21 protein-coding genes are annotated in these 22,558 nt (G+C 71.5%); 5 read left to right on the forward strand and 16 right to left on the reverse strand.

Features of this window, described 5'->3' with window-relative positions; translation table 11 throughout:
* Nucleotides 1-6 precede the first annotated feature (6 nt).
* The 3 genes from OG861_RS09360 to nsdA form a co-directional block, all read right to left on the reverse strand.
* Nucleotides 7-345 (reverse strand): P-II family nitrogen regulator, encoded by a 339-nt coding sequence (locus OG861_RS09360; RefSeq protein WP_329198671.1) that lies wholly within the window; start codon nt 343-345, stop codon nt 7-9.
* Nucleotides 342-1,688, reverse strand: coding sequence for an ammonium transporter (locus OG861_RS09365; RefSeq protein WP_329198669.1), 1,347 nt, complete (start codon nt 1,686-1,688; stop codon nt 342-344). Before OG861_RS09365 ends, OG861_RS09360 begins: the two co-directional genes overlap by 4 nt.
* A 383-nt stretch (nt 1,689-2,071) precedes the next feature.
* Nucleotides 2,072-3,595 carry a transcriptional repressor NsdA gene (gene nsdA / locus OG861_RS09370; RefSeq protein WP_329198668.1) on the reverse strand — a complete coding sequence of 508 codons (1,524 nt, stop codon included), beginning with the start codon at nt 3,593-3,595 and terminating at the stop codon, nt 2,072-2,074.
* A 407-nt stretch (nt 3,596-4,002) separates the two neighbouring features.
* Here nsdA and OG861_RS09375 point away from each other — a divergent pair, with 407 nt between their 5' ends.
* A complete protein-coding gene (locus tag OG861_RS09375) occupies nt 4,003-4,671 on the forward strand; it encodes a bifunctional DNA primase/polymerase (RefSeq protein WP_329198666.1) in 669 nt (222 codons plus the stop codon).
* A gap of 85 nt (nt 4,672-4,756) precedes the next feature.
* Here the strand turns inward: OG861_RS09375 and ftsY are convergent, their stop codons facing one another.
* Nucleotides 4,757-5,980: a signal recognition particle-docking protein FtsY gene (gene ftsY, locus OG861_RS09380; protein ID WP_329198664.1), complete on the reverse strand. Its 1,224-nt coding sequence runs from the start codon at nt 5,978-5,980 to the stop codon at nt 4,757-4,759.
* A gap of 135 nt (nt 5,981-6,115) precedes the next feature.
* On the opposite strand from ftsY, the gene OG861_RS09385 reads away from it, so the two are divergent.
* Both OG861_RS09385 and OG861_RS09390 read left to right on the forward strand, forming a co-directional pair.
* A complete protein-coding gene (locus OG861_RS09385; RefSeq protein WP_329198662.1) occupies nt 6,116-7,558 on the forward strand; it encodes a cytosine permease in 1,443 nt (480 codons plus the stop codon).
* A 61-nt stretch (nt 7,559-7,619) separates the two neighbouring features.
* The gene (locus OG861_RS09390; RefSeq protein ID WP_329198660.1) at nt 7,620-8,606 is read left to right on the forward strand and encodes an LLM class flavin-dependent oxidoreductase; all 987 of its coding nucleotides are present in this window, start codon (nt 7,620-7,622) and stop codon (nt 8,604-8,606) included.
* Between the two features lie 46 nt (nt 8,607-8,652).
* On the opposite strand, the gene OG861_RS09395 is transcribed toward OG861_RS09390, so the two are convergent.
* From OG861_RS09395 to OG861_RS09410, 4 genes are all read right to left on the reverse strand, one after another.
* On the reverse strand, nt 8,653-10,086 hold the full coding sequence (locus OG861_RS09395) for a sugar porter family MFS transporter (protein ID WP_329198658.1): 1,434 nt from the start codon (nt 10,084-10,086) through the stop codon (nt 8,653-8,655).
* Between the two features lie 208 nt (nt 10,087-10,294).
* Nucleotides 10,295-14,152 carry a chromosome segregation SMC family protein gene (locus tag OG861_RS09400; protein ID WP_329198656.1) on the reverse strand — a complete coding sequence of 1,286 codons (3,858 nt, stop codon included), beginning with the start codon at nt 14,150-14,152 and terminating at the stop codon, nt 10,295-10,297.
* 274 nt (nt 14,153-14,426) lie between these two features.
* Nucleotides 14,427-14,636: a hypothetical protein gene (locus OG861_RS09405; protein ID WP_136213338.1), complete on the reverse strand. Its 210-nt coding sequence runs from the start codon at nt 14,634-14,636 to the stop codon at nt 14,427-14,429.
* Nucleotides 14,637-14,985: 349 nt separating this feature from the next.
* A complete protein-coding gene (locus OG861_RS09410; protein ID WP_329198655.1) occupies nt 14,986-15,267 on the reverse strand; it encodes an acylphosphatase in 282 nt (93 codons plus the stop codon).
* A 129-nt stretch (nt 15,268-15,396) separates the two neighbouring features.
* On the opposite strand from OG861_RS09410, the gene OG861_RS09415 reads away from it, so the two are divergent.
* Nucleotides 15,397-16,266: a CAP domain-containing protein gene (locus OG861_RS09415; RefSeq protein WP_329198653.1), complete on the forward strand. Its 870-nt coding sequence runs from the start codon at nt 15,397-15,399 to the stop codon at nt 16,264-16,266.
* A gap of 61 nt (nt 16,267-16,327) precedes the next feature.
* On the opposite strand, the gene OG861_RS09420 is transcribed toward OG861_RS09415, so the two are convergent.
* A complete protein-coding gene (locus OG861_RS09420; RefSeq protein WP_329198651.1) occupies nt 16,328-16,930 on the reverse strand; it encodes a flavodoxin family protein in 603 nt (200 codons plus the stop codon).
* Nucleotides 16,931-17,071: 141 nt separating this feature from the next.
* On the opposite strand from OG861_RS09420, the gene OG861_RS09425 reads away from it, so the two are divergent.
* Nucleotides 17,072-17,476, forward strand: coding sequence for a winged helix-turn-helix transcriptional regulator (locus OG861_RS09425; protein WP_329198649.1), 405 nt, complete (start codon nt 17,072-17,074; stop codon nt 17,474-17,476).
* Here OG861_RS09425 and mutM read toward each other — a convergent pair.
* The 7 genes from mutM to rsmD form a co-directional block, all read right to left on the reverse strand.
* Nucleotides 17,449-18,318 (reverse strand): bifunctional DNA-formamidopyrimidine glycosylase/DNA-(apurinic or apyrimidinic site) lyase, encoded by an 870-nt coding sequence (gene mutM, locus OG861_RS09430; RefSeq protein WP_329198647.1) that lies wholly within the window; start codon nt 18,316-18,318, stop codon nt 17,449-17,451. The genes OG861_RS09425 and mutM overlap by 28 nt on opposite strands.
* Before the next feature lie 179 nt (nt 18,319-18,497).
* The gene (rnc, locus tag OG861_RS09435; RefSeq protein WP_329198645.1) at nt 18,498-19,358 is read right to left on the reverse strand and encodes a ribonuclease III; all 861 of its coding nucleotides are present in this window, start codon (nt 19,356-19,358) and stop codon (nt 18,498-18,500) included.
* Nucleotides 19,359-19,377: 19 nt separating this feature from the next.
* Nucleotides 19,378-19,551: a 50S ribosomal protein L32 gene (gene rpmF, locus OG861_RS09440; RefSeq protein WP_003965982.1), complete on the reverse strand. Its 174-nt coding sequence runs from the start codon at nt 19,549-19,551 to the stop codon at nt 19,378-19,380.
* 2 nt (nt 19,552-19,553) lie between these two features.
* On the reverse strand, nt 19,554-20,204 hold the full coding sequence (locus OG861_RS09445; protein ID WP_329202475.1) for a YceD family protein: 651 nt from the start codon (nt 20,202-20,204) through the stop codon (nt 19,554-19,556).
* Nucleotides 20,205-20,344: 140 nt separating this feature from the next.
* Nucleotides 20,345-21,379 (reverse strand): ATP synthase F0 subunit B, encoded by a 1,035-nt coding sequence (locus OG861_RS09450; RefSeq protein WP_329198643.1) that lies wholly within the window; start codon nt 21,377-21,379, stop codon nt 20,345-20,347.
* Between the two features lie 103 nt (nt 21,380-21,482).
* Nucleotides 21,483-21,962, reverse strand: a complete 480-nt coding sequence (coaD, locus tag OG861_RS09455) for a pantetheine-phosphate adenylyltransferase (protein ID WP_329202473.1) — start codon at nt 21,960-21,962, stop codon at nt 21,483-21,485.
* 14 nt (nt 21,963-21,976) lie between these two features.
* A complete protein-coding gene (gene rsmD, locus OG861_RS09460) occupies nt 21,977-22,555 on the reverse strand; it encodes a 16S rRNA (guanine(966)-N(2))-methyltransferase RsmD (protein WP_329198641.1) in 579 nt (192 codons plus the stop codon).
* Between the last annotated feature and the right edge of the window lie 3 nt (nt 22,556-22,558).

Consider the following 22,558-nt stretch of genomic DNA (forward strand, 5'->3'; position numbering starts at 1 on the left):
CGTCGCTTAGAGCGCGTCCGCGCCGCGCTCGCCGGTGCGGACCCTGATGATCGAGTCCACGGGGACGCTCCACACCTTGCCGTCACCGATCTTGCCGGTGTGCGCCGCGGTGACCAGCACGTTCATCACGTCCTCGGCCGTGTCGTCCTCGACGACGACCTCGATGCGGATCTTCGGTACGAGGTCCACGGTGTACTCGGCGCCGCGGTAGACCTCGGTGTGGCCGCGCTGGCGGCCGTAGCCACTGGCCTCGGAGACGGTCAGTCCCTGGACCCCGAACCGCTGGAGGGCGTCCTTGATCTCGTCGAGGCGGTGCGGCTTGACGATCGCGGTGATCAGCTTCATGCGTCAACCTTCTTGGTCGCGGCGGCGGCGTGGGCGGGTACGGCGGTGCTCCGGGAGGAGGCGCCGCCGCCCGCCCCGCTGAAGTCGTAGGCGGTCTCGGCGTGCTCGACCTGGTCGATGCCCGAGACCTCGTCGTCCTCGGTGACCCTCATCCCGATCGTCTTGTCGAGCAGGAAGGCGAGGAGTGCGGAGGCGAGGAGAGAGTAGGCGAGGACGGCGAAGACGCCGATGGCCTGCTTGCCGAGCTGGTCCAGGCCGCCGCCGTAGAAGAGGCCCTTGGCGTCGGACTGGACGCCTCCGGTGGCGAAGAGGCCGACGAGGAGGGAGCCGATGATCCCGCCGACGAGGTGGACGCCGACCACGTCGAGGGAGTCGTCGAAGTTGAACCTGTACTTGAGGCCGACGGCCATGGCGCAGACGACGCCGGCGATGGCGCCGATGGCGATCGCGCCGAGCGGGGAGCAGGAGCCGCCGGAGGGGGTGATCGCGACGAGACCGGCGACCGCGCCGGACGCGGCGCCCAGGGTGGTGAAGGAGCCGTGGCGCAGCTTCTCGTAGCCGAGCCAGGCGAGCATGGCGGCGGCGGTGGCGACCTGGGTGTTGACGAACATGACGGCGCCGACGCCGTCGTCGTTGCCGAGCCAGGAGCCGGCGTTGAAGCCGAACCAGCCGAACCAGAGGAGACCGGCCCCGAGCATGACCAGCGGGAGGCTGTGCGGGCGCATCAGGTCCTTCTTGAAGCCCACGCGCTTGCCGATGACGAGGATCACGCCGAGGGCGGCGGCGCCGGCGTTGATGTGGACGGCGGTGCCGCCCGCGAAGTCGATGACGCCGAGCTTGAAGAGCCAGCCGCCGGTGCCCCAGACCCAGTGGGCGACGGGGAAGTAGACGAGGCTCACCCACAGGGCGGTGAACAGGGCCCAGGCGCTGAACTTGACGCGGTCGGCGAGGGCGCCGCTGATCAGGGCCGGGGTGATGACGGCGAACATCAGCTGGAAGACGGCGAAGACGTAGACCGGGATGGTGTAGCCGTCCCAGAGCTCGGTGATGCCGATGCCGCTGAGTCCGACGTAGTCGGAGTTCCATCCGATGAGCGAGCCCGCGTCGGTCCCGAAGGCGAGGCTGAATCCGTAGAGGACCCACAGGATCGTGACGATCCCGAGGCTGATGAAGCTCATCATGAGCATGTTGAGGCTGCTCTTGACGCGGACCATGCCCCCGTAGAAGAAGGCCAGTCCCGGGGTCATCAGCATGACCAGGGCGGAGCAGATGAGCATGAACCCGGTGTTCGCGGCAGACAGGGCCGGGGCGTCTGCCGCGAGGGTCGTGATGGCTGATGCCATCGGCGTCTCCTCGTCGTCGGTACGTTCGCGTGCGGGCGATCGTGGCTACCTAAGCGGCGCGGGGCATAAGGCCTGCTGGTGTGGGCCTAGAGGCTGGCCGGTTAATGACCCTGAGATTCGCGCAGCCCGGTTTCCGGCGCCACCGCTCGATGTTTCGCCGCCGTGACGAAGACGTCCGGGCTGTTACGGCACGATGAACACGGCAAGCATCATGTGAGGAGCCACGACGGCGAGCCGGCGCCTCCGCGAGAGCTGCGCCGGTTCAGGCACAAAGGCAGGCCGGCCGCGGCGGGGACCCGGGTGGCCTGGCTGGGGGAGCCTGTTCGGGCTTCACGGGGTCGGCCGCCGCGGCCGGGGCTTCGAAGGGACGGCTGCCAGGGCCGTCAGACGGCCTCCGCGGCTTCGGGGAGCCGGGAGGCGAGGTGGTCGGTCAGCCTGACCACGTCGGCGACGTCGCCGTACTCACGGGCCGCGGTGTCGACGGTCTTGCGCAGGCGGGTGTTCACCCGTTCGGACCGTACTTTTCGCGCCACGTCCAGGGCCTGGTCGACCAGGACGGTCGCCTGCTCGGGCTCGCGCTGGAGGAGGTGGACGGTGGCCATGCCGATGAGGTTCAGGGCGTACGAGCGCTGGTGCTCGGGGTCCTTGGCGAACAGCTCGACGGCCCGTTCCATGACGGGTTCGGCGAGGGAGGCGTAGGTGGGGCTGCGCCCGGCCACGTACGCCAGGTCCCGGTAGGAGTGGGAGTTCTCGCCGTTGAGCTCGGCTTCGGAGAAGAAACGGATCCAGTCGGGCTCGGGCTCGTCGCCGCCGAGACCGACGTCGCCGAAGGTGTCCTCGGCCATCCGCACGGCGCGCTTGCAGCGGCTGGGCTGGCCCATGTTGGCGTAGGCGCGGGCCTCCATCGCATACAGCATGGCCTGGGTGCGGGGCCCGGCGCAGTCGCGGCTTCCGTACTGGGCGAGGTGGATGAGTTCCAGGGCGTCCTCGGGGCGTCCGAGGTGGATCATCTGGCGGCCCATGTTGGAGAGGATGTACGAGCCGAGGGGCTTGTCACCGCCCTCCTTGGCGGCGTGCAGCGCGAGGACGAAGTACTTCTGCGCGGTGGGGTGCAGTCCGATGTCGTAGCTCATCCAGCCGGCCAGTTCGGCGAGTTCGGCCGCGACCTTGAACAGTCGTTTCATCACGGGGGCCGGGTGGCTCTCCTGGAGCAGGTCGGTGACCTCGTGGAGCTGTCCGACGACCGCCTTGCGGCGCAGACCACCGCCGCACTGGGCGTCCCACTGGCGGAACATCACGGTGGTGGCTTCGAGCAGGTCGAGTTCCGGATCGGAGAGCCCGGCCGGCCGGTAGCCCGCGAGGGCCGCGGGCCCGCTCTCGGTGCGCGATCCGGGGTCGGCGGCCGGGACCGGCACGAGCCAGCGCTGCATGGGCTCGATGAGGGCGGGACCTGCGGAAAGGGCGAGCGAGGTCCCGAGGAAGCCGCGGCGGGCGAGCATCAGGTCGCTGCGGGAGAACTCGCTGAGCAGCTCGACGGTCTGCGGTCCGGCCCAGGGCAGGTCGACGCCGGACACGGAGGGGGTCTGGTGCGCGGTGCGCAGGCCGAGCTGTTCGATGGCGACGACGGAGCCGAAGCGTTCGGAGAACAGTTCGGACAGGATGCGCGGGACGGGTTCGCGGGGCTGTTCGCCGTCGAGCCAGCGCCGCACGCGCGAGGTGTCGGTGCTGATGTGGTGGGCGCCCATCTGGCGGGCCCGGCGGTTGACCTGGCGGGCGAGTTCGCCCTTGGACCAGCCGCTGCGCACGAACCAGGAGGTCAACTGCTCGTTGCGGACGACCGTCTCGCAGGACGCCTCCGAAGGCGCGGGCGACTGCCCGTTCGTTCCGCTTGCGCCGTTGCCGCTCACTGGAACGCCCCCATCCGTTAAGCCTCTTCCGCACAAACCCTGGCCGGTTCGGCGGTCGCCGCCAGGGACTTCACAAGTCCTTCACCCATTGCCTCCGGCATAACCACGGATGGGCTTGCCGACGGGGTTCGTGCACCGAAAGTAATCCTACGATCACCCCTCGCGCGAGGCGGGCCGTGGAAACGCCACCATTCGCCACCCCTTCGAATGAACTCGCCACCGGCCAGGCGCGATTCACTTGACAGGAAGGCGAAACGGAATGGTTGGACGGGAGTGCGGCCGGGGCGCGCGCGGCGAGGAGTGCGCCGGGCGGCCCGGAGGCGAGCCGCACCCCCGCCCCACCGGACAGCAGGTCTCGCCGGCGTCGTAACCACCGGCGCGTCCGACCCGTTGGAGGGGGCATGGGCATGGGCTTCACGATCGGCATCAGCCGCAGCACCAAGGAGTTCCGTTCCGGCTCGCGGCGGCGCGGACGGGCCTCGGAGTGCACGGCGGTAGCGGAGTACACCGGACTGTGGGGCTGGGACGCGGTCCCCGGCGCCCGCGCCGCGGCGCCCGGCCGTGACTGCTCCTGCGGTCATACGAATTGCCCCGCGCCGGGGGCGCACCCGCTGGACTTCGCCCCCACCGTGCCCGCGGGGGCGACCCTGGACGAGGTCGCCGAGATCTGGGACGAATACCCGGGCGCCGCGGTCCTGCTCCCCGTCGGCCGCGTCTTCGACGTCATCGAGGTGTCCGAGGAGGCCGGCCGGCGCGCGCTGGTCCGGCTGGAGCGGATGGGCCTGCCGCTCGGACCGGTCACCGTGACCCCGGACGGCCGCGCGCAGTTCTTCGTGGCGCCGGGGGCGTCGGCCGGGCTGCCGCAGCTGCTCTACCGGATGGGCTGGGACGACGCCGATCTGGACCTGCGCGCCCTGGGGACCGGTGCCTTCCTGACGGCCCCGCCCTCCGACCACGCGGGCCTCGGCCCGGCGCTGTGGCTGCGCGCGCCCGCGCTCGACTGCGTGGGCGGCCCGCCGCAGGCCCGGCTGCTGCTCGGGACGCTCGCGTACATCTGCCACCGCTTCCGCCGCTGAACCCCGTCCGCAGACCAGTGCCCCCGCGTCCGGACCGGATGCGGGGGCACTGGCTGCGAGCGTACGGCGGTGCGGGCGCGGGCCCTCAGTCGCCGATCAGGGCGTCGACGAACGCCTGGGGCTCGAAGGGGGCCAGGTCGTCCGGGCCCTCGCCGAGGCCGATGAGCTTGACCGGGACGCCCAGCTCGCGCTGGACGGCCACGACGATGCCGCCCTTCGCGGTGCCGTCGAGCTTGGTCAGCACGATGCCGGTGATGTCCACGACCTCGGCGAACACGCGCGCCTGGGTCAGGCCGTTCTGCCCGGTGGTCGCGTCCAGGACCAGCAGGACCTCGTCCAGCGGCCCGTGCTTCTCCACGACGCGCTTGACCTTGCCGAGCTCGTCCATGAGCCCGGTCTTGGTGTGCAGCCGGCCGGCGGTGTCGATGAGCACGACGTCCGCACCCTCGGCGATGCCCTCCTTGACCGCGTCGTAGGCGATCGAGGCGGGGTCGCCCCCCTCGGGGCCGCGGATGGTGCGGGCGCCGACCCGGTCGCCCCAGGTCTGCAGCTGGTCGGCGGCGGCGGCGCGGAAGGTGTCGGCCGCGCCGAGCACGACGCTGCGGCCGTCGGCGACCAGCACCCGGGCCAGCTTGCCGGTGGTCGTGGTCTTGCCGGTGCCGTTGACGCCGACGACCATCACGACGCCGGGGGTGTCGACGCCGCTCTCGGTCTTCACCGCGCGGTCGAAGTCGGTGCCGACCAGGGTCAGCAGCTCCTCCTTCAACAGCGTGCGCAGTTCGGCGGGGGTGCGGGTGCCGAGCACCCGGACCCGCTCACGGAGCCGGTCGACCAGTTCCTGGGTCGGGACGACACCGACGTCGGCGATGAGGAGCGTCTCCTCGATCTCCTCCCAGGTGTCCTCGTCGAGGTGCTCGCGGGAGAGCAGCGTGAGCAGCCCCTTGCCGAGCGAGTTCTGCGAACGGGCGAGCCGCGCGCGCAGCCGGACCAGGCGGCCGGCGGTGGGCTCGGGCACCTCGATCTCGGGGGCGGGCGCCAGCCCGACCACGGGGTCCTCGACGGCGACCGGCGACTCGACGGCGGTCTGCGCGTCGGGGAGCTCGACCTCCTCGATCGTGCGGCGCGGCTCTTCCGCCGTCGGTGCGGCGTCCTCGCCCACCTGCGGTTCGGCGGGCGGGGCAGTGATGGTCGGCGTGCTCGGCGGCGCCGTGGGCGGCAGCTGCTTCTTCTTGCGGCTGCTGACCACGAGCCCGCTGATCGCGCCGACCGCGACCAGGGCGATGACTACAGCGAGAATGAGGATTTCCATAACCCACCCAGTATGGCGTGAGCCGCCCCGGGGCCCGTGAGCCGGAGCTGCGCCCGGGGTGCGAATCCTCAATTTGTGCTTTTCCGGACGAAAATACGATGATGTACGACTTCCCCACACCCCCCGGAGTCGTACATGCCTGCCGAGCCCGCAGAGTCCGCGGTGGAGACCCGCGGCCTGGAGCCCGTCCCCGACAGCGAGCGCGGCGGCCGTGTCCGCGAACTCGTCCCCACCTGGGTCGCCGCGAACATCAGCGTGCTGCTGCTGACCATGGGCGCCGGGCTGGTGATCTTCAACAAGCTGAACATCTGGCAGGTGCTCGTCGTCGCGCTCGCCGCGCCCGTCGTCTCGTACGGGCTGGTCGGGCTGATATCGATCGCGGGCAAGCGCGGCGGCGCCCCCGGCATGGCGCTCTCGCGGGCCGTTTTCGGGCAGCGCGGCAACCTCTTCCCCGGCGCGCTGATCTGGGTGGCCCGCTGGGGCTGGGAGACCATCAACGCGGTGAGCGGCGCCTACGCCGTCCTGACCGTGCTCGACCTGCTCTTCGGCGTGCGGGCGGGCACCCCGCTGATCGTCGTGACGCTGCTGTTCTTCGTGACCTGCACGTTCGTGGTCTCGGGGCTCGGCATCAACGCGCTGAGGGTCTGCTCGAAGTGGTCGACGTACCTCTTCGGCGCGTTCAGCCTGCTCGTGCTCGGCTACCTGGCCGTGACGACCGAATGGGCCGCCGTCTTCGACAAGCCGGCCGGCTCCACCGCCATGATGATCGCGGGTATCGGCACGATCGCGGCCGGCGGTATCAGCTGGGTCCCCTCCGGCCCGGACTTCACCCGCTACCTGCCGCGCACCGCCTCCGCGAAGGGCATGGTCGGCGCGACGATCGGCGGTGCGGGGATCGTCGTCCTGCCGATGGTGCTGATGGGCGCCGTGATGGCGGTCGGCACCCCCGACCTGGCCGGCGCCGCGGACCCGGTCTCCTTCATCGGGGAGCTGCTGCCGGTCTGGCTGGCGGTCCCGTACCTGCTCATCGCCCTCGTCGGCATGCTGCTGATCAACTCGATGTCCATGTACTCGGCCGGCTTCACCGCGCAGACGCTGGGCATCAAGGTGCCGCGCGCCTGGGCCGTGAGCGTCAACGCCGTCATCAGTCTGGTGTTCGGCTTCCTGCTGATGGTGGTGGCGAAGAGCTTCTTCGGTTCGTTCATCTCCTTCCTGACGCTGCTGGCCGTGGCCTTCTCCGCGTGGATCGGCGTCTTCGGCGTGGACATGCTGCGGCGGGGGAGCTATGACGGCCCCGCGCTGCTGGACACGACGCCGAGCAGTGCCTACTGGTACCGGGGCGGTTTCGCCTGGCAGGCCATGACGGCCTGGGGCGCGGCGCTGGTCGTGGGCCTGTTGTTCACCAAGGTGGACTGGTTCGCCGGACCGCTGTCCGACAGCTGGGCCGGGCGCAACGGACTCGGCTGGGTGGCTGGCATCCTCACCTCCGGCGCGCTGTACGCCGTACTGCCGCGGACCGCGCCGGCGGCGGGGGGCGAGGCGCAGGAGCCGGCGCTCGCCGGATCCCTGTCCAACTGACGCCACGTCAGCTAACGTCCCCCTTCGCCCGCGCATCCCACCGGCGAAGGGGGACTCCGCCATGCCCGTCACCGTGGCCCGGTTCAATCTGGTCGACCCGAACGGCACTCCCGAGAGCCTGCGCGCCCGCTACCGGGCCGCGCTGGAGATGGCCCGGTACGCGGACGACCGCGGGGTCGACACCATCCAGACCGAGGAGCACCACGGCACCGGCAACAACTGGCTGCCCTCGCCCTTCGCCTTCGCCGGCGCCCTGTTCGGGGCCACGCGCCGGATCGCCGTCACCGTCTCGGCGATCATCGGACCGCTCCACGACCCGTTGAAGGTGGCGGAGGACATCGCCGTCCTCGACCTGCTGGGCGGCGGCCGGCTGGTGACCGTCGCGGGCATCGGCTACCGCCCGCAGGAGTACGAGCAGCACGGGGTGGAGTGGGGCCGGCGCGGCAAGCTCCAGGACGAGCTGCTGGAGACGCTGCTCAAAGCGTGGACCGGCGAGCCCTTCACCTTCCGCGGCCGCACGGTACGGGTCACCCCGCGGCCGTTCACGCAGCCGCACCCGCTGCTGCTGGTCGGCGGCAGCTCCGAAGCGGCGGCCCGGCGCGCGGCCCGGCTGGGACTGCCGTTCTTCCCGAGCGCCCACCTCCCGGAGCTGGAGGCGTACTACCGGTCGAAGCTCGCGGAGTACGGCACGGAGGGCTTCTGCATGATGCCCGCCGCCGAGACCCCGCTGCTGCACGTCGCCGAGGACCCGGACCGCGTCTGGGCCGAGCACGGCGAGTGCTTCCTGCACGAGGCGGCCACGTACGCGTCCTGGCAGTCCAAGGACATCCGCAGCGCGGTGCGCTCGGCGGCGCGGTCGGTGGCGGAGCTGCGCGCGGAGGGCGTGTACCGGGTCCTGACCCCGGAGCAGGCGCTGGCGTACGCCCGTAGCGCGGGCGAGGCGGGGAACCTGGTGCTGCACCCGCTGTGCGGTGGGATGCCCGTCGACGAGGGCTGGCGCAGCCTGCAGCTGCTGTGCGAACAGGTACTGCCCCGGCTCAAGGGCTGAGCGGGGCAGTACCTGTCGAAGAGGAGAGGGGTGGTGGCGGGGAGGATTACCCCATCTCCTCCAACGCCTTGCCCTTGGTCTCCGGCACCCACTTGAGGATGAACGGGATCGAGAGCGCGGCGAAGACCGCGTAGATGACGTACGCCCCGGACAGGCTCCAGTCGGCCAGCGAGGGGAACGTGACGGTGATGAGCCAGTTGGCGATCCACTGGGCGGAGGCGGCGACACCGAGCGCGGCGGCGCGGATGCGGTTGGGGAACATCTCGCCGAGCAGCACCCAGACCACCACGCCCCAGGACAGGGCGAAGAAGAGGACGAACGAGTGCGCGGCGACCAGCGCCACCGTGCCCTGGGTGTCGGGCAGGGTGATGTTGTCCCCGGTGCCCTCCTTGAAGGAGAACGCCCACGCGGCGGTACCGAGGGAGATCGCCATGCCCACGGAGCCGATCAGGGCGAGCGGCTTGCGGCCGAGCCGGTCCACGAAGATCATCGCGATCACCGTGCCGACGATGTTGATCATCGAGGTGGTGAACGAGTAGAGGAACGAGCTGCTCGGGTCGATACCGACGGACTGCCACAGCGCGGAGCTGTAGTAGAAGATCACGTTGATGCCGACGAGCTGCTGGAAGACGGAGAGGCCGATACCGATCCAGACGATGGGCAGGAAGCCGAAGCGGCCGCCGAGCAGGTCCCGGAAGGTGGACTTGTGCTCGGAGCGCATCGCGTGCTCGATCTCGGCGGCCCGGGCGTCGAGGTCGACGCCGGAACCCTCGACCTCGCCCAACACCTTCTTGGCCTCGTCGGTACGGCCGACCGAGATCAGGAAGCGCGGGGACTCCGGGATGACGAAGGACATCAGCCCGTAGAGCACGGCCGGGACGACCATCACACCGAGCATCCACTGCCAGGCCTCCAGGCCCGCGATCTCGCCGCGCTGGTCGCCGCCGGCCAGGTTCAGGATGCCCCAGTTGACGAGCTGCGAGACGGCGATGCCGATGACGATGGCCGCCTGCTGGAAGGAGGCCAGCCGGCCGCGGTAGGCGGCCGGGGAGACCTCGGCGATGTAGGCGGGACCGATGACCGAGGCCATACCGATGCCGAAGCCGCCGATGACGCGCCACATGGCGAGGTCCCACAGGGCGAACGGCAGGGCGGAGCCGACGGCGCTGACGGTGAAGAGGGTGGCGGCGATCTGCATGCAGCGGATCCGGCCGATCCGGTCGGCGATGCGGCCGGCGGTGGCCGCGCCGATGGCGCAGCCGATCAGGGCCGCCGCGATCACCTGCGCGAGGGTTCCGGAACCCACGTCGAAGCGGTCGCGGATCGCGACGACGGCGCCGTTGATCACCGAGCTGTCGTATCCGAAGAGGAAGCCGCCCATGGCCGCGGCCGCGGTGATGAAGATGACGTGCCCGAGGTGGTCGGGGTGGGGCGCGCGTCCGCCGCCCGAGGCCGACGCCTGCTCTGTGCTGCTGGTCAAGGTCTGCTCCTGCGTGCCCGGCTGCGATGGCGGGTGGGGTGGTTCCTTCCAGTGGCGCACAGGTGGGGAACCGGCACCACCCGAAGGGAAAAGGCAGCGGAGCAGAGCTTATGTGTTCAGTTCATGAAGTCAACACCCCGGCAGAAGTGCATAGAGATGAGTGGACCTTCACTTCTTGAATGAACAGCGATCGGCTGCGACGATCCCGTCAGCGCAGCCGCTGGCTGATGACCTTCGACACGCCGTCGCCCTGCATCGAGACGCCGTAGAGGGCGTCCGCGATCTCCATCGTCCGCTTCTGGTGCGTGATGACGATCAGCTGGGAGCTCTCCTGGAGCTCCGCCATGATGCGGATGAGCCGCTGCAGGTTGGTGTCGTCAAGGGCTGCCTCCACTTCGTCCATCACGTAGAACGGGCTGGGCCGGGCCTTGAAGATGGAGACCAGCAGGGCCACGGCCGTCAGCGAACGCTCCCCGCCGGAGAGCAGGGAGAGCCGCTTGACCTTCTTGCCCGGCGGCCGGGCCTCCACGTCCACCCCGGTGGCCAGCATGTCGTCCGGATCAGTGAGGACGAGCCTGCCCTCGCCGCCCGGGAACAAACGCGCGAAGACGCCCTCGAACTCCCTGGCCGTGTCCTGGTACGCCTCGGTGAAGACCTGCTCCACCCGCTTGTCGACTTCCTTCACGACTTGAAGGAGGTCCGCCCGGGTCTTGCGGAGGTCCTCGAGCTGCTCGCTGAGGAACTTGTGGCGCTCCTCCAAGGCCGCGAACTCCTCCAGCGCGAGCGGGTTGACCTTGCCGAGCTGCTGGTACGCGCGCTCGGCCGCCTTGAGGCGTTTCTCCTGGCGGGCGCGGTCGAAGGGGCCGGGGCGGTTGCGGGGGTGCTCAGGGTCCTCGGGGAGCTCCTCGCCCTCGGCGGGCGGCGACGGGGGGACGGGCTGGTCCGGCCCGTACTCGGCCACCAGACCGGCCGCCTCCACCCCGAACTCCTCCAGGGCCCGGCTCTCCACCTGCTCGATCCGCATCCGCTTCTCGGCGCCGAGCACCTCGCCCCGGTGCACGGAGTCGGTGAGCTTGTCCAGCTCCCCCTTGAGGTCGCGCCCCCGGGCGCGGGCATCGGCCAGTTCCCGTTCCCGCAGGCCCTTGGCCTGCTCGGCGAGGGTGCGCTCCAGCTCCGCGCGCCCGATCGACACCTCCAGGTGCGCGAGCAGCTGCCGGGCCCCGTCGGTCACCGCCCGGCCCACCTCGGCCTCGTGGCGCAGCCGGCGGCGGCGGCGTTCCGCCCGGGTGCGGGCCTCGCGTTCGGCGCGGGCCGCGCGGTCGAGGGAGTCGGCGCGGCCGGCCAGGCCCTTGACCCGTTCCTCGTGGGTCCGCAGCTGGAGCCGTGCCTCCATCTCGGTCTGCCGGGCGTTGGCGCCATCGGCGGCGAGCCGGTCCCGGGAGGAGGTGTCGGGCTCTTCGTCCACCGGCGTCTCCTCGGCGATCGCGAGCCGCTCTGCGCACTCCTCGACCTCCAGGCGGGCCTGGTCCAGCGCGTCCTGCGCCCGGGCCGCGGCGGCGGCGCTGCGCTCGGCCTCGCCCGCGGCGCCCTTGGCCTGCCCGGCGAGCCGGCCGAGCTGCTGCGCGACCTGGGCCCTGGCCTGCTCCCCGGCGCGGCGCCGCTCGGCCAGCTCCTCCACGAGGGCTGCCGCGGCGCGGCGCCGGTCCTGCGCGGCGGCCTGGGCGGCGCCGAGTTCCGCGCAGGCGGCGTCCAGGCGGGTGAGCTCGGCGTCTGCCTCGTCGACGGCGGCCTGCACTTCGAGGAGGCTCGGCGCGCCGGCGGAGCCGCCGTGGGCGATGTGGGTCCCGAGCACGTCCCCGTCGGCGGTCACCGCGACCAGCTCGGGATGCTCGGCGACGACCGCCTCGGCCTGCGCCAGGGTCCCCACGACGACGTACCCCCGCAACACCCACCCCACGGCCCGCACGACCCCGGCGTCCCCGTCCACCAACTCCGCGGCGGGCACGGCCTGCTGCGTCCCCGCGTCCACCCGCACGCCGCCCGCCGGGCACGGCGCGCAGGCCCCGCCGGGGGCATGGGCCGCAGGACCGGCCTGCGGCGCGGACTGCGCCGGAGCCCCGTCGCGGGTCTCGACGCCCGCCCCGCCGGCGATCTCACCGGGGGCGTCGCCTCCGGCGCTGGGGCGCGGCCCGGAGGCGGCCGGGGGCCGCCCGCCGGGGGCGTCGCAGGCGGGGTCGCCGGCGGGGTCGCCCTCCGGCGCGCGCTGCGCCGGGGCTGCGCCCGGGGTGGCGGCCCGGGGGGCGGCGCCGGTCGCGGTGGCGGCGGGGGTGGCCGACTGGGGCGGGACCGTGGCAGGGGGCTGAGGGGTGATCAGGAGGGTGGCGCGGCCGGCGTCGCAGTCGCGCAGGTGGCGGAGGGCGTCGGCCGCCGCGGACGGGGAGGCGACCGCCACCGCGTCGGCCGCCGCGCCCAGCGCCGCCGCCACCGCGACCTCGTACCCCGCAGCCACCCGCACCCGTTCGGCCGCCGGCCCCAGCAGCCCGCCCAGCCGGGCCGCCAGCAGCGCTCCCGTACCGTCCTTGCGCCGCAGCCCCAGCGCCAGCGCGTCCCGCCGCGCCGACACCGCCGCCCGCGACCGCTCCGCCGCTGTCAGCGCCTCGCGCGCCGCGGCCAGCGCCGCCTCCGCCTGTTCCAGCCCGGTCCGCGCCGCCTGGTACTCCGCCTGCTCCGACGGTTCGTCCCCGCCCGCGACCTCCTCGGCCAGCGCCTCGTACTCCGCCTGCGCGGCCTCCGCCCGGCGGTGCGCCTCGTCCCGCGCCGCGACCAGCCGGTCGATCTCCGCCTGCGCCGCACCCGCCCGCGACCGCGCGGCGCCCAGCCGTCCGGTCAGCCGGGCCAGGCCCTCGCGCCGGTCGGCGATGGCCCGCGCCGCGTCCCGCAGCCGCCGCTCCTCCTCGGCCAGCGCCCGCTCCAGCTCCGCCCGGTGCTCGACGGTGTCCTCCAGCGCCCGCGACGCCGCCTCCAGCGCCGCCGTCAGCTCCGCCTCCTGCTCGCGGATCCGCTCGGCCTCCCGTTCCAGCTCCTCGGGGTCGCGGCCGCGCCGTTCCTCCTCCACCGGCGCCGAGGCCGACTTGACCCGTGCCTCGGCCAGCGACGCCGTCCCCCGTACCCGTTCGGCGAGCTGGGACAGCTCGTACCAGGTGCGCTGCGCCCGCTGCAGCCGTGGCGCGAGGTCACGTACCGCTTCCTCCAGCTCCGCCTCGCGCCGCACCGCACCCGCGAGTTCCCGCTCCGCCGACTCCTTGCGCTCCTTGAGCGCGGCCTCGTCGGCGATCTCCGCTTCCAGCGCCCCCCGCAGCGCGACGAGGTCGTCGGCGAGCAGCCTCAGCCGCGCGTCCCGCAGGTCCGCCTGGATCACCGCTGCCCGGCGGGCCACCGCCGCCTGCCGCCCGAGCGGCTTCAACTGGCGGCGCAGCTCGTCCCCCAGGTCCTGCACGCGGGCGAGGTTGGCCTGCATCGCGTCCAGCTTCCGCAGCGCCTTTTCCTTGCGCTTGCGGTGCTTCAACACCCCGGCCGCCTCCTCGATGAAGGCGCGGCGGCCCATCGGGTCGGCGTGCAGGACGGAGTCCAGCTGCCCCTGTCCGACGATCACGTGCATCTCGCGGCCGATGCCGGAGTCGGAGAGCAGCTCCTGGATGTCGAGCAGGCGGCAGGTGTCCCCGTTGATCTGGTACTCGCTGCTGCCGCCGCGGAACATGATCCGGGTGAGGGTGACCTCGGCGTACTCGATGGGCAGGGCGCCGTCGGAGTTGTCGATGGTCAGGGACACCTCGGCGCGGCCGAGCGGCGGCCGGCCCGTCGTGCCGGCGAAGATGACGTCCTCCATCTTTCCGCCGCGCAGGGACTTGGCCCCCTGTTCCCCCATGACCCAGGACAGCGCGTCCACCACGTTGGACTTGCCCGACCCGTTCGGGCCCACGACGCAGGTGATCCCGGGTTCGAACCGCAGGGTGGTGGCGGATGCGAAGGACTTGAAGCCACGCAGGGTCAGGGACTTGAGGTGCACGCCGCCGGACTCTACCTTTCACCTTCGGTTTCGCCCCGGAAGGTCTCGGGCAGATCAGACGCTGAAGGAAACGGCCCCCATCCGGCCCAGTGCCCCCGATCGGCGCACGGGTCACCGGCCCGGGACGGCTGCGCAGAGGAAGGGACGGCCGCGGAAGGGAAGAGGCGAGGGCGAAGAGGCCGCGGCGAAGAGGCGGCGGCAAGGAAGAAGGGACGCCGAAGCGTCCCTTGCAGATCGTGCTTGCTGGAGTCGAGCGTCGACGCGAGAGCGCGGATCAGGTGAGCGCAGGCTCCGCCTGGGATACGTCGAGGGTGTCCAGCAACGTGTCTCCGTGCTGAGCGGCGGCCGCATTCAGTGCGTCGTTTTCGGACTGGATCCGTCCGAGTTCGGACTCGAGGTCCTGGACGCGCTGCTGAAGCCGTCGCATCTCGGCGAGGAGTCGCGGGTCAGAACCGCCGACGTAACCGAGAAGCGCCTTTGCCATGATGGATGGTCCTCCACACTGAGTGACCGACCGAAGCGGTGTGGGTCGTGAGGGAATCGCACCCGCGGCGGTCCGGCAGCGACTGTCAGTCACTGCGCTTACTACTGTCAGCGCTGCCAAACAGCTCAGGTGCGCGGGGCTTCCAGCGTCTCACCAAAAAGTTTGACGGTCAACACGATCACGCCCTGTATCGGCGCGCAGCCCTGCCCTGGCACGGGAGGCGGAGATCGTCCACATCTCCGAGCCTTCCACGTTTCACCGGGCGCGGCAACGCCTCCGCGAGGAATCCGCAGTTCCGAGGCGGTGCGACCCGCCCGCGGATCCGATCAGCCCATGATCGGCTGATCGGTCACCGGATGGCGAAACCGTCGTAGCCACCGCGCGGTGTGCCCCAGATCTCTGTTACTCCGTCCACCCGCCCGGGCGTGTCGCCCGACCGCAGCCAGTCCAGCAGCCGGTGGCAATTCTCACGTTGACCCTCGGCCACGACCTGCACTCGGCCGTCGTCCAGGTTCAGTGCGAAGCCGACCACGCCTCCGATCTCCAGCGCATAGGCCCTGGTGAACCAGCGGAAGCCCACTCCCTGTACTCGGCCGCGCACCCATGCGGTCAGCCGGACGTCTTCGTTCATGCGTGAAAGCTAACCGGACGATCACTTTCCAGGCACATCACCCCCCTGGGCCCATGGCGTACAGTCGCGCACCAATGAACTCACCCATTTGGGTGTGTTAGGGATGATCTTGCAAGGAAGGCCAGCCGGATGGGACGCCACCGACTCCACGCCGCACCGCCCGGCGGCGGCAAGCGCCGCACCCTCGTGCGCAACGGTCTGCTGGGCGTCTCCGTGGCCGTGGTCCTCGGCACGGCGGCCGTCACCACCGGTCTCGTACCGGTCGGCGACTCCTTCCCCTACGTGGGTACGGACTCCGCCTCCAAGACGGAGGCCAAGGCTTCGCCGACGCCGGACGCCGGGAGCTCCCTCCAGCAGCAGGGCGGCCTCACCGGACTGCCGGGCCGGGCCGTTCCCTCCGCCGAAGCGAGCAGCGCCTCCCCCACCCCGTCCGCTTCGCCATCCCCCTCGGTCTCCGCCTCCCCCTCGCCCACGCCCTCGCCGTCCACCAAGGCCCCGGAGCCGGTGAAGACCACCGCCGCCCCCAAGCCCGCGGCACCCAAGCCCGCGGCACCCAAGCCCGCGGCTCCCAAGCCGGCCGCGCCCAAGCCCGTCGTCCCGGTCCCCGCGACGGGTGACGGCCACTCCTCGGAAGAGGCGGCCGTCCTCGCCCTGGTGAACCAGGAGCGCGCCCAGGCGGGGTGCGGCCCGGTCCGGGCGAACCCCCCGCTCGCCTCCCTGGCCGCGGCGTTCAGCAAGGACATGGCAGTACGGGGCTTCTTCGACCACACCGACCCCGACGGGCGCACCCCCTGGGACCGGGCCCAGGCCGCCGGCATCTCCGGCCTCGGCGGCGAGAACATAGCCCGGGGCCAGGGCGACGCGGCGTCGGTGATGAACGCCTGGATGAACAGCCCGGGCCACAAGGCGAACATCCTCAACTGTGAGTTCCGCACCCTGGGCGTCGGCGCCTACTTCGGCGCCGGCGGCCCCTGGTGGACCCAGGACTTCGGCTTCTAGCCCCGGCGCCCGGCCCCGGCCCGGCGCCCACCTCCGCCCGGGGATCCTTCCCCGAGCGGACTCAGGCGGCCAGCGCCGCGCGCCCCGCCACGATCACGCGCGCGTGCTGCGCAACGCGGCGGCCGAGGTGCTCGGCGGTGGCTATGTCGGCCTTGTGGACGTCCTCCACACCGTGGTCGGTGTGCGTCTGGGCGGCCGCACCGGCGAAGAAGCCGAGCCGGTTGAGGTCGTTCTCGGAGGCGGTGCTGGTGTTCCAGCCCGGCTTGAGACCGAGGTTGACCCAGCTCATGGCGTGCTGCGCGGCCAGGGTCTGGAAGTAGCCCAGCGTGCCGGACTTGTCGCCGCTCTTGGAACCGGAGTTCGTGAAGCCGGCGGCCACCTTGTCCTGCCAGACGTCCCCGAACCAGCGCTTCGCGGTGGCCTCGGCGAAGGTGTGGAAGGCCCCCGAGGCGGTGCCCATGTAGGTCGGCGAGCCGAAGACGATCGCGTCGGAGGCGTCGAGGAGCGCCCACTGGGCGTCGTCGATCTCATCGACCTTGATCAGGTGGACCGTGGCTCCGGCCTCGGCGGCGCCCGCCCGTACGGCCTCGGCGAGGACCGCGGTGTGCCCGTATCCGGAGTGGTAGGCGATGGAGACGACGGGGGCGTGGGCGAGAGCGGACATGACGGTTCTCCTCAGAAGTGCTCGCGGGACGTGCTCGTGGCGCCCGCCCCGCGGGGAGCGGTGGCGGCGAACACCAGAGAAGCACTAACTTTTGGAAAGCGCAAGCATTCGGTTAGCGCTGTGGAGGGGTACGCTGCTCCCATGGAGAAACCCCTCTGCCCCGAGACGACGTACACGGACCTCCCGTTCGACGTCTTCGCGCGTACGTGTCCCTCGCGGGAAACCCTGGAGCACGTCACCGGCCGCTGGGGCAGCCTCACTGTGGGCGCCCTGCGCGAAGGCCCCTGCCGGTTCAACGAGCTGCGCCGCCGGGTCGCCGGCGTGAGCGAGAAGATGCTCTCGCAGACGCTGCACGCGCTGGAGCGGGACGGCATCGTCAGCCGTGACGCCCAGCCCACCAACCCGCCCCGCGTGGACTACGAGCTGACCCCGCTCGGCCGGGAGGTGGCCGACCGGCTGCTGTCGCTGATCCACTTCGTGGAGGGCAGCATGCCCGAGGTCCTGGCCTCCCGGCAGTCCTACGACGGCAGCCGCGGCGGCCGCTGACAGCGCGGGCAGAAGTAGCTCGACCGGTTCATCCACGGCCGGCGCCGCATCGGCGTGCCGCAGCGCCGGCAGGGCTCGTCCTCGCGCCCGTACGCGTCGAGCGAGCGGTCGAAGTAGCCGGACTCCCCGTTCACGTTGACGTAGAGACTGTCGAAGCTGGTCCCGCCGACGTCGAGGGCGGCGTTCATGACGTCCCGGACGTGCGTGAGGAGTTCCGCGCTCCGGGGGCGCGTGAGCGTGGCGGTGGGGCGCTCGTAGTGCAGCCTCGCGCGCCACAGCGCCTCGTCCGCGTAGATGTTGCCGACCCCGCTGATCAGGGACTGGTCCAGCAGCGCCCGCTTGAGGGTGGTCCGCTTGGCCCGCAGGGCGAGGTGGTAGGAGGGCTCGTCGAAGAGGGGGTCCAGCGGGTCGCGTGCGATGTGCGCGATGACGTCGGGGAGCCCCTCGGCGCTCCCGGGGACACTCTCGTGCAGCGAGAGTCCGCCGAAGGTGCGCTGGTCGACGAAGCGCAGCTCGGTCCCGGCGTCGTCCGCGAAGCGCACCCGGATCCGCAGGTGCTTCTCGTCGGGCGCTCCGGTCGGCTGCACCAGCAGCTGCCCGCTCATCCCGAGGTGCCCGAGCACCGACAGGTCCCGGCCCTCCAGGGGCAGCCACAGGTACTTTCCGCGCCGCATCGGCACGCCGAAGGTCTGGCCGGTCAGCCGGGCGACGAAATCGGCCCCGCCGCCCGGGTGGCGGCGTACGGCGCGCGGATGCAGTACCTCCACGGCACCGACCGTCCGCCCGGCCACCCAGCGCTCCAACCCCCGCCGCACCACTTCGACTTCGGGAAGCTCGGGCACGGTGTTCCTCCGACGGGTGCGTTCTTGCGGCTCACTCGCGAGCCTACCGGCCTCCCCGCCGGCCCTCCCCCGAGGGCTCCGGAGGAGGGGTGCGAGGGCAAGACCCCGGAAAACAGGACGCCCGCCCCTGCGAGGCAGGGGCGGGCGGTGGTTCCCGAAGGAAACGTCAGGAGGAAGCGTCAGGCGCCCGACGCCGGACCGGCGGGCGTCGGCGCCCCGCCGTCCACGGCCGTGGCGTCGTCGGTCACGGCCGTGGCCGTGGCCGCCGCCGGAGCGGCTGCAGCCGCGGCCTGCGCCGCGATCCGCTCGTCCGCCGCGGCACGGATACCGCGCCACGCGGATTCCGCCGCCTGCTGTTCCGCTTCCTTCTTGCTGCGGCCGGTGCCGGTGCCGTACGAGACACCACCGACGCGAGCGGCAGCTGTGAAGGTCTTCTCGTGGTCCGGTCCGGTCTCGGTGACCAGGTACTCCGGTACACCAAGGCCTTCGGCCGCCGTGAGCTCCTGGAGACTGGTCTTCCAGTCCAGGCCGGCCCCGAGGTTGGAGGACTTCTCGATGAGCGGGTCGAAGAGCCGGTGCACCAGCTCCGAGGCCGCGTCGAGGCCCTTGTCGAGGTAGACCGCGCCGATCACCGCTTCAAGGGTGTCGGCGAGGATGGAGGCCTTGTCCCGGCCGCCCGTGCCCTCTTCGCCCCGGCCGAGCCGGATGAAGGAGCCGAGGTCGAGGCCGCGCCCGACCTCCGCCAGTGCGCGCGAGTTGACCACCGCGGCCCGCAGTTTGGCCAGCTGGCCTTCCGGCAGGTCGGGGTGGGTCGTGTACAGCGTGTCCGTGACCACCAGGCCGAGCACGGAGTCCCCGAGGAACTCCAGGCGCTCGTTGGTGGGCAGACCGCCGTTCTCGTACGCGTACGAGCGGTGGGTCAGCGCACGCACCAGAAGGGCGGACTCGAGTTGGTACCCGAGCCGCCCTTCCAGAAGCACGTGGGACGAGGCCGCGTTGTTACTGTCTGCCTGCTTCTCAGCGTTGGACAGCTCAGACATTGCGCCTCTCACCAGCCGCTCAGACCTCGAGGACCTGGCGCTTGTTGTAGGTGCCGCAGCTCGGGCACGCAATGTGCTGGAGCTTCGGCTCCTGGCAACGCTCACACGAAACCAGGGTGGGGACCGCAGCCTTCCACTGCGACCGGCGGTGGCGCGTGTTGCTGCGCGACATCTTCCGCTTCGGAACAGCCACGGCTACTTCTCCTGCTTCTCGGCGGCGCTCTGAACTCCGTCAGATGCAGTGCCGCTCATGTTGTCCTTCTCGTCGTCCTGATCGGTCACGACGAGTTCCTGCAGAGCCGCCCAACGGATGTCGACGGCGTCATGGTGGTGGTCCGGGTCCTCGTTCAGATTGAGCCCGCATTCGGGGCACAGTCCGAGACAGTCCTCCCGGCACACCGGCTGCAGCGGCAGTGCGAGCACCACCACGTCACGCAGCACGGGTTCGAGGTCGAACAAGCCGTCCTCAAGGTGGAGCGTGTCCTCGTCGTCCTCGGCGTCGTCGGCCGGCTCCGCCTTGGAGCGGGTCCGGTCGTCGGCGTCAGGGTACGAGAACATCTCCTGGAAGTCCGCCTTGAGCTCGCGCTCGACGGTCTCCAGACACCTTACGCACTCCCCCACGGCCCGGCCACGAGCGGTGCCTGTGACAAGCACCCCTTCCATGACCGACTCCATCCGGAGGTTGACCTTCAGCGGGGCGCCTTCCGGCACTCCGATGACGTCGGCGAGACCGAGGTCCGCCGGCGCCGCGATCTCGCGGGACAGCCGCTGCATGGCACCAGGACGCCGACCCAGCTCGTGCGTGTCGAACACGAGGGGGTTGCGGTGGTCGAGGTGGGTGTTCAGGGCCGGTTCCTGCTTTCACAGATCGCTGAAGAGCAAAGACTGCGCCACAAGTGGAGCACTTGAGGGCAGCATGGATCGCGGTGCATACGCGCGACCGAACAGCCAGGATACCCGGCGCCGCGCCCAGCGCCCAATCCGGCCTAGCGGTCCTGCTCGTACTGCCGCAGCTGGTCCAGGTTGATCATGCTCGTGTCGAAGAAGCTGGTCTCGTCGAGCGCGGGCTGCTGGGGGGCCTGGGGCTGCTGGTACGCCGCGTAAGGGTCGGGCTGCTGCTGGTAGGGCACCCCGTACGGGTCCGGCTGCTGGACCTGCTGCTGGTAGCCGTACGGGTCCTGGTAGCCGGAGTACGGGTCCTGCTGCGGCTGCTGCCCTTCGTAGGCGTAGGCGTCGTAGGCCGGTTCCTGCCGGGTCTGGGCGGGGACCGGGGCCGCGGCGGGTACGGGTACGGGTTCGGCGAGGCCCGCCAGGAAGTCCGCGTCGCTCGCCGAGCGGGACTGCGAGGCGTCCGCGGCGTCCTGGGCGGCCATGTGCGCGCCCAGGTCGTCCGTCGGCACCCGGCCCAGCAGCTTCTGGCGGCCCCGGCCGACGGCCTCCAGGGTCTTGGAGAGCACCGCCTCGAAGGTCGCCAGCTTGGTGTCGACGTACGCGTCCGCCTGCTCGCGCTGCGTCTGCGGGTCGCTGCTGCGCTCGGGGGCGTCGGTTTCGGGGTACCCGTGTTCGTCCAGCCCCGGGCCGCGGCCCAGCAGCTTCTCCCGGCCGCGGTCCACGGAGCCGATGGTCTTGCTGAGGACGACCTCGAAGTTCGCGAGCTTGCTGTCGACGTAGTCGTCCGCCTCGGCCCGGATCTCCCCGGCCTCCCGGCGGGCGTCCGCGAGGATCCGGTCGGCCTCGGCCTGCGCCCGCCGCGCGATCTCGGTGTCGGAGATCAGCGAACCGCGCTGGGCGTGGGCGGACTCGATGATGCGGTCCGCCTCCCGGCGTGCCTCCTCGACCATCTGGTCCCGGCCGCCGATGAGCTCCTGTGCCTGGGCGAGGGAGCCGGGGAGCGCCTTGCGGACCTCTTCCAGCTCGGCGAGCAGCTCCGCGCGGTTGATCACGCAGGAAGCCGACATGGGCATGGACCGGGCGCCGCTGACGGCCGCGACGATCTCGTCGAGCTTCTTCTGCACGTCCATGGGGGCTCGCACTCTCTCGGCCTCGGGCGGTTCCCGAGTCGGACGGGACGACTTTAAGGCCGCCGGGTGGACGCGCGGGACCGGCTGGGGGAACGCCCTGCGGTCAGCGCTCGGCGAGCCGCGCCAGGAGCGCCGCGTGTACGTGCGCGGGAAGCAGGTGGGCGACGTCGCCGCCCCAGGCCGCGACCTCCTTGACCAGCGAGGAGGACAGGAAGCTGTAGGTGGGGATGGTCGGGACGAACAGCGTCTCGACGCCCGACAGGCCCATGTTCATCTGCGCCATCTGGAGCTCGTAGTCGAAGTCGCTGACCGCGCGCAGGCCCTTGACGATGGCCGGGATGTCCCGCTGCTTGCAGAAGTCGACGAGCAGGCCGTGGAAGGCCTCGACCTGGATGTTGCCGTAGTCGGCCGTCGCCTCGCGGATCAGCTCGATCCGCTCCTCGACGGTGAACAGGCCCTGCTTCGACCGGTTGATCATCACGGCGACGTGCACGACGTCGTACAGCCTGGAGGCGCGTCCGATGATGTCGAGGTGTCCGTTGTGGATGGGATCGAAGGACCCCGGACAGACTGCGCGGCGCAACTGAACTCCCTCGTTCATGAGTCTTCGCTGGTGAAAGCGGCGCGTCCGTACCAAAGGGTGCCCTCACCGTACTTGCGCGACCGGAGCGGCTCGAAGCCCTCGGGCCACGGGAAGGCGCCGCTCCTGGTGCTGCGCTCCACGGTGACGAGCGCATCGTCCGTGATCCAGCCATTGGCCCGGAGTGTGAGGAGGATCTCCCGGAGATCATCGTGGCCCACGGCGTACGGGGGGTCGAGGAACACGACGTCGTAGGGCTCCCCCTGGGGGGCCGCCGCGACGATCTGTTCCGCCTTCCCGGCCCGGAAGTCGGCGCCCGGCAGGCCGACCGCCTTGATGTTGTCGCGGATCGCCTTGGCGGCCTTGGCGTCGGGCTCGACCAGCAGTGCGTGGTCGGCGCCGCGCGAGAGCGCCTCCAGGCCGACCGCGCCGGAGCCGGCGTACAGGTCCAGCACCCGGGACCCCTCGACGCCGTGCAGCGACTCCCAGGTGGAGAAGAGCCCTTCGCGCATCCGGTCCGAGGTCGGGCGGGTGCCGGTGCCGGGGGGCACGGCCAGCCGTCGCCCGCCGGCGCTGCCGGCGATCACGCGCGTCATCTG

The organism is Streptomyces sp. NBC_00539 (genome assembly GCF_036346105.1).
Lineage (GTDB): Bacteria > Actinomycetota > Actinomycetes > Streptomycetales > Streptomycetaceae > Streptomyces.

Bases quoted from the DNA above. Each gene is read 5' to 3' on its own strand.
- OG861_RS09360 (WP_329198671.1), bottom strand. From the start codon at position 345: ATGAAGCTGATCACCGCGATCGTCAAGCCGCACCGCCTCGACGAGATC.
- OG861_RS09365 (WP_329198669.1), bottom strand. From the start codon at position 1,688: ATGGCATCAGCCATCACGACCCTCGCGGCAGACGCCCCGGCCCTGTCT.
- OG861_RS09375 (WP_329198666.1), top strand. From the start codon at position 4,003: ATGGGCTTCACGATCGGCATCAGCCGCAGCACCAAGGAGTTCCGTTCC.
- ftsY (WP_329198664.1), bottom strand. From the start codon at position 5,980: ATGGAAATCCTCATTCTCGCTGTAGTCATCGCCCTGGTCGCGGTCGGC.
- OG861_RS09385 (WP_329198662.1), top strand. From the start codon at position 6,116: ATGCCTGCCGAGCCCGCAGAGTCCGCGGTGGAGACCCGCGGCCTGGAG.
- OG861_RS09390 (WP_329198660.1), top strand. From the start codon at position 7,620: ATGCCCGTCACCGTGGCCCGGTTCAATCTGGTCGACCCGAACGGCACT.
- OG861_RS09405 (WP_136213338.1), bottom strand. From the start codon at position 14,636: ATGGCAAAGGCGCTTCTCGGTTACGTCGGCGGTTCTGACCCGCGACTC.
- OG861_RS09410 (WP_329198655.1), bottom strand. From the start codon at position 15,267: ATGAACGAAGACGTCCGGCTGACCGCATGGGTGCGCGGCCGAGTACAG.
- OG861_RS09415 (WP_329198653.1), top strand. From the start codon at position 15,397: ATGGGACGCCACCGACTCCACGCCGCACCGCCCGGCGGCGGCAAGCGC.
- OG861_RS09420 (WP_329198651.1), bottom strand. From the start codon at position 16,930: ATGTCCGCTCTCGCCCACGCCCCCGTCGTCTCCATCGCCTACCACTCC.
- OG861_RS09425 (WP_329198649.1), top strand. From the start codon at position 17,072: ATGGAGAAACCCCTCTGCCCCGAGACGACGTACACGGACCTCCCGTTC.
- rnc (WP_329198645.1), bottom strand. From the start codon at position 19,358: ATGTCTGAGCTGTCCAACGCTGAGAAGCAGGCAGACAGTAACAACGCG.
- OG861_RS09450 (WP_329198643.1), bottom strand. From the start codon at position 21,379: ATGGACGTGCAGAAGAAGCTCGACGAGATCGTCGCGGCCGTCAGCGGC.
- rsmD (WP_329198641.1), bottom strand. From the start codon at position 22,555: ATGACGCGCGTGATCGCCGGCAGCGCCGGCGGGCGACGGCTGGCCGTG.